The 10,106-nt window shown below is 48.2% G+C and carries 8 protein-coding genes; 7 read left to right on the top strand and 1 reads right to left on the bottom strand.

The window, feature by feature from the left end; genetic code table 11:
* Positions 1–185 precede the first annotated feature (185 nt).
* Genes OCV70_RS00315 through OCV70_RS00305 form a run of 3 tightly spaced genes read left to right on the top strand, consistent with a single transcriptional unit; the run spans position 186 to position 2,552 of the window.
* On the top strand, positions 186–680 hold the full coding sequence (locus OCV70_RS00315) for an endolytic transglycosylase MltG (RefSeq protein ID WP_021925012.1): 495 nt from the start codon (positions 186–188) through the stop codon (positions 678–680).
* Positions 677–1,333 carry an O-methyltransferase gene (locus OCV70_RS00310; protein WP_117850486.1) on the top strand — a complete coding sequence of 219 codons (657 nt, stop codon included), beginning with the start codon at positions 677–679 and terminating at the stop codon, positions 1,331–1,333. The genes OCV70_RS00315 and OCV70_RS00310 overlap by 4 nt, the downstream gene beginning before the upstream one ends.
* A complete protein-coding gene (locus tag OCV70_RS00305) occupies positions 1,326–2,552 on the top strand; it encodes a peptidase U32 family protein (RefSeq protein ID WP_021925010.1) in 1,227 nt (408 codons plus the stop codon). Before OCV70_RS00310 ends, OCV70_RS00305 begins: the two co-directional genes overlap by 8 nt.
* A 1-nt stretch (position 2,553) precedes the next feature.
* Here OCV70_RS00305 and sigK read toward each other — a convergent pair whose 3' ends face one another.
* On the bottom strand, positions 2,554–3,180 hold the full coding sequence (gene sigK, locus OCV70_RS00300) for an RNA polymerase sporulation sigma factor SigK (RefSeq protein WP_021925009.1): 627 nt from the start codon (positions 3,178–3,180) through the stop codon (positions 2,554–2,556).
* Positions 3,181–3,338: 158 nt separating this feature from the next.
* Here sigK and OCV70_RS00295 point away from each other — a divergent pair, with 158 nt between their 5' ends.
* The 4 genes from OCV70_RS00295 to OCV70_RS00280 all read left to right on the top strand — a co-directional run bounded on the left by OCV70_RS00295 (position 3,339) and on the right by OCV70_RS00280 (position 10,048).
* Positions 3,339–6,932: a DUF5717 family protein gene (locus OCV70_RS00295; protein ID WP_262578964.1), complete on the top strand. Its 3,594-nt coding sequence runs from the start codon at positions 3,339–3,341 to the stop codon at positions 6,930–6,932.
* Between the two features lie 4 nt (positions 6,933–6,936).
* Entirely contained in the window at positions 6,937–8,214 is a 1,278-nt protein-coding gene (locus tag OCV70_RS00290; RefSeq protein WP_117850484.1) for a DUF5716 family protein, read from the top strand.
* A gap of 13 nt (positions 8,215–8,227) precedes the next feature.
* On the top strand, positions 8,228–9,010 hold the full coding sequence (locus tag OCV70_RS00285; RefSeq protein WP_117850481.1) for a hypothetical protein: 783 nt from the start codon (positions 8,228–8,230) through the stop codon (positions 9,008–9,010).
* 156 nt (positions 9,011–9,166) lie between these two features.
* Entirely contained in the window at positions 9,167–10,048 is an 882-nt protein-coding gene (locus OCV70_RS00280; RefSeq protein ID WP_117850479.1) for an amino acid ABC transporter substrate-binding protein, read from the top strand.
* The last annotated feature ends 58 nt before the right edge of the window (positions 10,049–10,106 follow it).

Here is a 10,106-nt window from a genome sequence, read left to right as displayed (position 1 = left end):
CTCAACAGAGAATCAAGGGAATTAAGAAGCGACCCGCTTGTAAATGCCTTTCTTGATGCAGAGCTGGCTCTTTGCAAGCTTATGCAGAGAATCTGCAAGTCACTTACAGAGGGAATCGAGCTGGATGTCCCGGAGTTATAACTGTCCGCTATTTGGGCAGCTGACTGGAAATTAAAGGAGGAAACATGGGTAATACAAGAGATCAGGTGGGAAAGGTGGGGCTTTTTCTTGCCAGCGGAGTATTCCGTACCGCTTTTTACGTCTGCGTGGCACTTTTGATCTTCTGGCTGGGCAAATCTGCTTATCAGTTTGGCTATGATGTGTTCAACCAGCAGGCAGTAAGTCCGGGAGCAGGTCAGGAAGTAACGGTAGTGATTCCAGATGGGGCTTCCACTTACGATGTAGCCAAGATCCTGAAAAGCAAAGGACTGATCCAGGACAGCCTGGTATTTTTTGCACAGGAGAAACTTTCTACATACAAGGGTCAGATGAAGGCTGGCACCTATCTTCTCAGCACTGCATACACACCTACCCGTATTATGGGAATCCTTGCAGGAGATGAGGAGCAGGCAGGCGTTTCTTCAGATGACGGTACAAATGCTGCTGCAGATACCGGCAGCGATGCTTCATCTGATGGTGCAGCGGATACCGCAGCAGGGGAAGGAGAGTCCGGCCAGTGATCGTAGAAGAAAGGATGCGCACTTACATCAATTCTCTTGATATGGGAAATACTTCTTTTCTGGAAGAATTGGAAAGGAAAGCTCTTTTAGACCGTGTTCCCATCATCCGCAAGGAGATGCAGAGCTTCCTTAAAATGTTCCTTGCAGCTACCCGCCCGCAGACCATCCTGGAGGTGGGCACTGCAGTGGGCTTTTCCACAATTCTGATGTGTGAATACGGCCCTGCGGACCTGAAGATCACCACCATTGAGAATTATGAGAAAAGGATTCCCATTGCCAGGGAGAATTTCCGAAAGGCAGGAAGGGAATCCCAGATCAGCCTGCTTACCGGGGATGCCACCGAGATCCTTGGAAAGCTGGATGGAACCTATGATTTTATTTTTATGGATGCTGCCAAAGGGCAGTATATTCACTGGCTGCCGGATGTGCTTCGTTTAATGCATAAGGGCAGCATTCTTGTTTCTGATAATGTTCTCCAGGAAGGAGACATTATCGAATCCCATTATCTTGTAGAGCGACGCAACCGTACCATTTACAAACGGATGCGCCAGTATCTGTATGAACTGAAACACAATCCGCTTTTGGAGACCTCCATTCTTCCATTGGGAGACGGAGCAGCCATTAGCGTAAAGAAAGAGGAGTCGTATGCGTAAACCAGAATTATTAGTTCCGGCAAGCAGTCTTGAGGTTCTGAAGATTGCCACTGTTTTCGGAGCAGACGCTGTTTATATTGGAGGAGAGGCTTTCGGCCTTCGCGCCAAAGCCCGTAATTTTTCAAAGGAAGAGATGGCACAGGGAATTGCATTTGCCCATGAGCACGGTGTGAAGGTGTATGTGACCGTGAATATTCTGGCGCACAACTATGACCTTGAGGGCGTAAGGGAATACCTGAAGGAATTAAAGGAACTGAAGCCGGATGCCCTGATCATCGCAGATCCCGGTATTTTTACCTACGCCAAGGAAATCTGTCCGGAGATTGAGCGCCACATCAGCACCCAGGCCAACAACACCAATTATGAGACCTACCGTTTCTGGTACAATCTTGGAGCCAAGAGAGTGGTCAGTGCCAGAGAGCTTTCCCTGGAGGAGATTCGCCAGATCCGTGCCCATATCCCGGAGGATATGGAGATTGAGACCTTTATCCACGGCGCCATGTGCATTTCCTATTCCGGGCGCTGTCTGCTCAGCAATTTCCTGGTAGGAAGAGATGCCAACCAGGGAGCCTGTACCCATCCCTGTCGCTGGAAATATTCCATCGTGGAAGAGTCAAGACCAGGGGAGTACATGCCGGTTTATGAGAATGAGCGTGGTACCTATATTTTCAACTCCAAGGATCTTTGCATGATCGAGCATATGGATGATGTGCTTACCAGCGGAATTGACAGCCTGAAGATCGAGGGCCGCATGAAAACAGCCCTTTATGTTGCCACTGTTGCCCGTACCTACCGGAAGGCCATTGACGACTATCTGGAGGATCCAGCCAAATACCAGGCCAATATGTCCTGGTATCAGGAGCAGATCGCAGGCTGTACCTACCGTAAATTCACCACAGGCTTCTTCTACGGCAAGCCGAACCAGGAAGCCCAGATCTATGACAACAATACCTACGAGAAGGGATACACCTATCTTGGCTTTGCGGAAGCAATTGACGAGAGAGGATACGTTCAGATTACACAGAGAAATAAATTCACTGTGGGAGAGACCATCGAGATCATGAAGCCGGATGGAGCCAATGTGGTGGTTCCTGTGAAGGCGATCTATGATGAGGAGGGCAATTCCGCAGAGAGCGCTCCCCATCCGCAGCAGAAGCTGTTTGTAGATCTTGGCGGCGGTGTCCAGGTTTATGATATTCTCCGCCGCAGTGAAGCGTAAATTATGATTCAGGGAAAAGCGTCCGCAGCTTATGCAGGGCGTTTTTTTCGATTCTGGAGACGTAGGAGCGGCTGATGTGAAGGTGGCGGGCGATTTCCCTCTGTGTCTGTTCTCTTTTGCCGAAAAGACCGAAGCGGCAGCAGATCACTTCATATTCTTTTTCCGTGAGAACGGTTTTCATGGAGCCAAGCACATGGCGGATGCTCTCCCGTGTGGAATATTCCTCCACCACATCCACGGCAGGACCTTCCATTACGTCCAGAAGACTGATCTCGTTGCCCTCTTTGTCCGTTCCAATAGGTTCATACAGGGAAACTTCCCTGGAATGCTTTTTCCTGGTGCGGAACATCATCAGCAGTTCATTGTCGATGCATCTGGCTGCATAGGTGGAAAGCCTGGTGGTTTTACCTGGGTCAAAGGTGGAAATTGCCTTCATCAGGCCGATGGTGCCGATGGAGATCAGGTCGTCAAGCTCCACATCTGCTCCCTGATATTTTTTTACTACATGGGCAACAAGCCGCAGATTACGCTCAATGAGAATGGTTTTTGCTTCCATATCGCCCCTTTGGTACTGCTGAAGATAATGCTGCTCCTCGGCCATTGTCAAAGGTTTCAAAAAAGTCTTCAAATCGCTACCTCAAAGGGGATTTCTATATAGTCTATGAAAAATACAGGCTCTAAGTGCCTGATGGAATTCTTTTTTCGAATTAACATTGAAATGAGAGGGTAAAATCATTATAATAATGAAAGAGTCGAAAGAAAACGAAAGACGTAAGGTGAATGATTTTGAAAAAAAAGATCGAACAGCTTTTAAGTGGAAATTTTGAATATGAACAGCCGCCACTTCTTTTTTCCAAAGAGAAGATCACCATGACCATGAAGGCTGGTGAGACCAAAAGAGGCGAGGTGTACGTAGGAACCGAGGATAACCGCAGGATACGCGGATTTGTCACCTCGTCAAGCCGCCGTGTAGTGCCGGGGATGGATCATATTTCCGGGACAACGGTACGGCTTCCTTTTGGCGTGGATACGGTAGGCCTTGTCCCAGGGGAATGCCTGAAGGGCTGGCTGTGCTTTACCACCAATGTGGGAGAAGCCAGGATTCCCTTTGAGATCGAGATTGAGAAAGAAGAAATCCGCAGCTTTACAGGTGTGGTGGAGAATCTGGATGCCTTTGTGCAGGTGGCAAAGGATGATTTTAAGGAAGCATTCCGCATCTTTAAGGATCCAAGCTTTGCCAGAATTCTTGAAGGTGAGGATGAGAGAAGCCAGACCCTTTACCAGGGATTATCCAGACAGCCTGTAACCTACCAGCACCTGGAGGAGTTTCTCATTGCCGCCGGCAAAAAAGAGAAAGTTACCATCAGCGCCAGGGAAGTGGGCAAGGAATATTATGAACTTAAGGATTCAGTGAAGGAATCCTTCTATATACAGAGAAGCGGATGGGGACATCTGCGCCTTGATGTGGAAGCTACAGGGGATTTCCTGGATATTCCACGGAAGGTTGTGACAGATGAGGATTTCATCGGCAGTCACTATGAGGTAGAATACCTGCTTCATAAGGAGAAGCTTGGAACGGGAAACCAGTTTGGCAAAATTGTGGTAAAGAGCCCTTATCAGGAGCTGGTTTACACCATTGTTGCCTCTACCAGCGGCAAGCTTGACGTGGATATCCGCCTGAATCAGAAGAAGTGCAAGCTGGATCTTCTGCGGGACAGCCTGTCTTATCTTTGCTATGAAACCGCTAAGGCAAGCAATCTGGAAGGAAAAGACAATCCAGGGGCAAATGGCTGGATGGACTTTTCCACCTGGTGTGCAAGCAGCCATTATATTTTGAACCAGCTGCACCAGTCCGGCTGTGAATATCCGGAATATCAGATGTACGAGGTCTTTCTTCTTTATCTGGAGAACCACCATGAGGAAGCCCGCGCACTTCTTGAGAGCTACGAGGACAAATCCTATACAAGGGACGATCTGGAGTTTGCAGGAATTTATTTGTATCTGTGCACACTTACCGGACTGTACAAGGACAAGGTACATGCCCTTTCCAGAATCCGCAATTTCTACATGCAGAAAAGCGACAGCTTCCTCCTTCTGTGGATCCTTCTGAAGCTGGATCCGGCTTACAAGGAGACTCCGTCCAAGGCCCTGTTCGTGCTGGAAGAGCAGTTTGACAAGGGATGCAGAAGCCCATTCCTTTATCTGGAAGCGTGGAAGATTATCTGTAAGGACATGACTTTGCTTCATCGTCTGAGCAGCTTCTGGGGACAGGTGTTCCGTTTTGCAGCAAGGCGGAATCTTCTCACGGAGGAGCTTGTCATGCGTCTTGCATATCTTTCCGGATATGAGAAAGACTATAATGAGAGCATTTACCAGGCAATGGCCAGGGGATACGACCAGTATCCTTCTGACGATACCCTGGAAGCCATCTGCAAATATGTGATGAAGGGAAATCCCAGAAAGCCGGAATATTTCCGCTGGTTTTCCCTGGCAGTGGAGCATGGGCTGCGCCTGACCAGACTTTATGAATACTATGTGGAGACCATGGATACCTCCAGAAGAATCGAGCTCCCCAAGGCTCTTTTGATGTATTTCACCTACAATAGCGATTCCCTGGGAGATTCCAAACGTGCCTTTATCTATTCCTGCATTGCAGCCAATAAGGAGAAGGAGCCTGCCGCATACGAGCGCTATATGCAGAGCATGCAGGATTTTGCGAAGAAGAAGCTTTCCGAGGGCAAAATGAACGAGAGCTATGCGGCACTTTATCAGGAATTCCTTATGGAGCCGCGCACAAAGGAAGCGGGAGATCTGATCGCACAGAAGATGTTTACCCACCGCCTGTATTTTGAGGACAAAAAGGTCCGCTATGTGATCGTGCGCCACAGCCAGATGGAGCAGGAAGAGATTTATACCTGTGTGCAGGGCGTGGCTTATCCAAGAATCTATACCTCAGACGCGGCCATTCTTTTCCAGGATGACAAGCAGCGCAGATACAGTGTTACTGTGGATTACAGCCTGAAAAAGGTGATGGACGAGGAGTCTGCAGTAAGAAAGGTTCTGGACCTTGGGGTGACAGAGCCAGGCGTGCTTCTTCACTACTGCGAGAGCCATGAGCTTGACGGAAACAACCTGGATATTTTCCAGAGACTGGTGCAGTCTGACGCATTCTGCCAGGAGTACAAGCAGAAAGTACGCCGCAGAATCCTGGATTATTATGCAGAGCATGTATACGGAGAAGACCTGGATGACTATCTGAAGAAGATGGATTACCGGGAATATGCCCGTGTGGACAGACAGAAGCTTCTGGAGGTGCTGATCAGCAGAGGGCTTTTCTCACAGGCACTTGCCATTGTGGAGGAGTTCGGCTGCGAGGGCGTGGATATGAGAAGCCTTCTTAAGCTGGCAAGCCGGATGATCGTCCGCTGTGATCTGCTTGAGGATGAAGAGCTTCTGGCGCTGGCTTCGGATGTATACAGAAACGGTTTTTATGATGAGGTTATTCTCAATTATCTGATGAAGTACCGCTTCGGACCAGTGGATGAAATTCTCTCCATCTGGAAAAGTGCCTGCGGTTTTGAGATGGATACCTATGATGTGGAGGAGAAGATCCTTCAGCTTCTCATGTTTACAACAGATTACCGCAAGGAAGGGGAGCATGTGCTGGAATCCTATATCCGCCATTCCGGAAGGGAGTGGATCGTAAGCGGATATCTGACCCATGTTTCCTATGGGATTTTTGTGAAAGAATATGTGATGAGCCCCTTTGTGAAGAACTGCCTTGTGAATGCATATATGCAGAAATGGGCGGTGGATTCGGTGTGCCATCTGGCTTTGTTCCGGGAGCTTTCCAAAGAGAAGGGCAGAAACGAGGCGCTTCTTTCTCTTGAGAAGGAGCTTCTGAAAGAATGTATGGACAAGGGAATGGTATTTTCCTTCTTCCACAGGCTTGCCCCGGAGCTGCTCAGCCTTTATCAGATGGATGACAAGACTTGCGTGGAGTATCATACCAGTCCGGATGCGAAGGTGATGCTGGTGTATGCATTGGATACCGGACTTGGAAGAGGACTGGAATATAAGACAGAGCCTCTCAAAAACGTATATGAGGGTATTTTCACCAAGACATTCACTATGTTTTATGGAGAGACTCTGCACTACTATTTCTGTGAGGAATGTGACGGACAGACAAAGAAATCACCAGAGCGGGTGCTTAGCATGAGTAAGGTGGAGGGCACGCCGTTCAGCAAATATCAGATGATCAATCAGATTTTGTCGGCACGGAAGCTGGATAAGAGCGAAGAGGTCAAAAAGGGACTGAAGAAATACCTTCGCCAGGAACAGTATGTGAAAGAAATGTTTGTCATTACAAAAGAGGACTGAATATATGAACGAAATTCGTGATTTGATCATAGGAATTGATTTTGGAAAAGACTATTCCCAGATCTGCTATTATGACCGGAAAGGGGAGAAACCCTGCTCGGTGTCCATGAAGATTGGAACTGAGGAATATGAGGTCCCCACCTGTATCTGCAGAAGGGGAGAGCAAAAGGAATATACAATCGGTGTGGAAGCAGTGTATTTCGCACGGGAAAAAAGCGGCCAGCTGGTGGATGACCTGTATGAGGTCTGCAAAAAAGAAGACAGCGTACAGCTTTTTGGAGAGCAGGTAGAGCCATGGGAGCTGCTGGGCGTTTTTCTTCGGGGAATGCTGAAATTCCTGGGTGTGACAGACGTTGTGAAAAATACCAAATGCCTGGTGATCACAAGTCCTGAGCTTGAGGATACACAGGTGAAAAACCTGGAAAAAGCCTGCCAGGACATTGGATTTGGCAAGAACCAGTATATGCTGATGGATCATGGGGAGTGCTTCTATTATTATTCCCTGACCCAGAAAAGGGAGACCTGGAACCGAAGCATTGGCTGGTACTCCTTTCACCAGGATGAGGTGGAGTTCCGCCAGCTGACTATGGACGGCGGTACCAGACCGGTACTGGTGCGCCTGGAGGAGCCTAAGGTGACTACGCTTCCCTCCCTCACAGCGGATGAGGAGAAAAGAGAGAAGGCTGTGGAGGCCAGAGATGAGGCTTACCGGGATTTCATAAAGGAAACTTTGGGAACCGGGCTGTTTTCCAGCATTCAGATCACAGGCTACGGCTTTGATCCCAAGTGGGCGAAGAAGTCCATCGGAAGCCTTTGCATGCAGAGAAGAAAAGTCTATTACGGCAACAATCTTTTCGCAAAGGGAGCCTGCGCTGCCGGAAAAGAGCGGATGGAGGATAAGATCCTTAAGGGCTACCGTTATATGAGCCCGGCACTGGTTCTGAAAGACATTGGCATGGATATGCGGGTGATGGGTGCGCCTGCCTATTATCCTCTTATTGAAGCCGGAAAGAACTGGTATGAGTGCAAGGCCAGCTGCGAGCTGATTTTGGATGATACCGCAGAACTCGTTTTTGTGGTGGGAACCTTCGGCGAGAAGCAGAAAAAGAAGGTGATCATGGGACTGCCGGGATTGCCGGAGCGTCCGAATAAGACCACAAGACTGTCTCTTTCCCTTGCGTATGTATCACAGAAGCGCTGCCGTGTTCAGGTAAAGGACCTGGGCTTTGGGGAGATGTTCCCGTCAAGCGGCAAGGTCTGGGATGAACTGGTAGAGTGGTAAAGGAGGCAGGAACATGAGCGGATATATTTTATGTCAGACAAAAAAGGCCGGAAAGCCTTATTTTGTGGAGAACATCAGCACGAATATTTATTCACTGGAAGAGCTTTGCTATTACCTGTACCATAACCTGTATCTGGTGGATTCCTCTGTTATGAATGAGGGCTTATGTATCTGGATCAGCGAGGAACTGGATCTGCCAAGGCTGGCAGCCAAGCTTCGTCCCCATCTTGGCAAATTTGCAAGTATTGAGGATGTGCTTTATCCCATTTTTAAGGAGATCAATTATCTTACCTATGATGAGCTGAAGGCCCTGAATGTGAAGCTGGCAAAGCTGGATCAGGAGGCGCCTCTTCTTCGCCAGAAGCAAAAGGGAGATGCGCTGGTGGCAAACAAAATGTACGTCAGTGCCATCAAGGTTTACCAGCAGCTTCTTAAGAAAGAGGGGCTGGAGCAGGTGAAGCCGGGGCTTACTATGAGCATCTGGCACAATTTGGGATGTGCGTACAGCTATCTTTTCCAGATGGAGAAGGCATTGGAATGCTTCTGGGAGGCATTCCTTACAGAGAGCAGCGACAAGGAACTGATCTGCTACCTGCTTGCGTACAGAAGCGTAAAGAAGCCGGAGGAGTATGAGAAGAAGCTGAAGGTGTTAAATGTTTCTTCTGAGGTGAAGGCTGCTTTGAAGGAAGCGCTGGATCAGTTTTCCCAGAAAAAAGAGATCAGCATCAGACCAGGCAGGACGGACGAAATGCTGGAAAAATTAACAGGGGAGTATCACAGGAGCACAGGTTCATGATGAATCTGTGCTTTGCTATTTGTTTTTTATCTCCGGCATTAAAATTTCATGTTGACAGAAACGCTTTCGTATGCTACCATACAAACATGCTTTAACATGGTAGCGTGAAAACGTACTAAAATTACTTTGAGAACAACTTTCAGGAGGATAGATATTATGAAGAAGAGAATGCTGGCGATTATGATGAGTGCCCTGATGGCAGCAGGCGTGTGTTCCGGTGTAACTGTTTATGCAGATGCAGACAGCAAGACACTGACTGTTGGATTTGATGCAGAGTATCCGCCATTTGGATATATGGATGAGGACGGTGAGTATGTTGGATTTGACCTGGATATTGCACAGAAGGTGTGCGACAACCTTGGATGGGAACTTGTGAAGAAGCCGATCAACTGGGATTCCAAGGACATGGAGCTGAATTCCGGAAACATCGACTGCATCTGGAACGGCTTCACGATCAACGGACGTGAGGACGACTACACCTGGTCTGATCCATATCTGAACAATGAGCAGGTTATGGTAGTTGCTTCTGATTCCGGAATTGATACTCTTGCAGATCTTGCTGGCAAGAACGTAGTGGTTCAGGCAGCTTCCGCAGCACTGGATGCGCTGAACAGCGATGATAACAAAGACTTGACAGACAGCTTCGGTTCCCTTACTGAGAACCCGGATTACAATACCGCATTTATGAACATTGATTCCGGTGCAGCAGATGCCGTTGCAGTTGATATCGGTGTTGCCAAATACCAGCTGGCTCAGAGAGAAGAGGGCAAATACAAGATCCTTGACGAGCCAATCCAGAGCGAGCAGTACGGCATCGGCTTTGCCAAAGGCAATGAAGAGCTCCGCGATACGGTATGGGCAGAGGTTATGAAGCTGTACGAGGACGGCGAGATCGATAAGCTGGCAGAACAGTATGGAGTCGCAGATATGCTTTGCCTTGTAGATGAGGACAGCAAAGACGCAGAAGATGAGAATGCGGATACAGAAGAAGCTGCTGATGCAGAAACAGAAGATGCAGCTGAGGATGAGGCTGAATAATCCTTGAAATTGCCGCTGAGTTTTGATTCAGTTAAATTCAATATATTAGAACAAATTA

Source organism: Blautia acetigignens (assembly GCF_025566865.1).
In the GTDB taxonomy this organism is placed as follows: domain Bacteria; phylum Bacillota; class Clostridia; order Lachnospirales; family Lachnospiraceae; genus Blautia_A; species Blautia_A acetigignens.
The sequence above is the reverse complement of the archived record's forward strand: the minus strand, read 5'-3'. Positions and strand labels throughout refer to the sequence as shown.

Bases quoted from the DNA above. Each gene is read 5' to 3' on its own strand.
- OCV70_RS00285 (WP_117850481.1), top strand. From the start codon at position 8,228: ATGAGCGGATATATTTTATGTCAGACAAAAAAGGCCGGAAAGCCTTAT.
- OCV70_RS00305 (WP_021925010.1), top strand. From the start codon at position 1,326: ATGCGTAAACCAGAATTATTAGTTCCGGCAAGCAGTCTTGAGGTTCTG.
- OCV70_RS00280 (WP_117850479.1), top strand. From the start codon at position 9,167: ATGAAGAAGAGAATGCTGGCGATTATGATGAGTGCCCTGATGGCAGCA.
- OCV70_RS00290 (WP_117850484.1), top strand. From the start codon at position 6,937: ATGAACGAAATTCGTGATTTGATCATAGGAATTGATTTTGGAAAAGAC.
- OCV70_RS00315 (WP_021925012.1), top strand. From the start codon at position 186: ATGGGTAATACAAGAGATCAGGTGGGAAAGGTGGGGCTTTTTCTTGCC.